Source organism: Bradyrhizobium sp. TM233 (genome assembly GCF_036247965.1).
Lineage (GTDB): Bacteria > Pseudomonadota > Alphaproteobacteria > Rhizobiales > Xanthobacteraceae > Bradyrhizobium > Bradyrhizobium ottawaense.
Genome location: NZ_BTIG01000140.1, coordinates 1 through 310 on the forward strand (window position 1 = coordinate 1; position 310 = coordinate 310).

1 pseudogene is annotated in these 310 nt (G+C 69.7%); it reads left to right on the forward strand.

What is annotated here, in order from left to right:
- Positions 1-245: pseudogene (locus AABA86_RS34045) on the forward strand (3-oxoadipyl-CoA thiolase); the annotation flags it as partial.
- Positions 246-310: the final 65 nt, after the last annotated feature.

Here is a 310-nt window from a genome sequence, read left to right on the forward strand (position 1 = left end):
TCAACGAGGCCTTCGCCTCGCAGGGCATTGCCTGCATGCGCCAGCTCGGCGTCGCTGACGATGCGGATTTCGTCAATCCGCATGGCGGCGCCATCGCGCTCGGCCATCCCCTCGGCATGAGCGGCGCGCGCCTCGCGCTCACCGCCGTCCACGGCATGGAGAAGCGCGGCGGCAAGCTCGCGCTCGCCACCATGTGCGTCGGCGTCGGCCAGGGCGTGGCGGTCGCGATCGAGAAGCTGAACTGACGGGACGCTACGCGTCCCGTCATCCCGGGGCAGCCCGAAAGGGCTGAACCCGGGATCTCGAGATT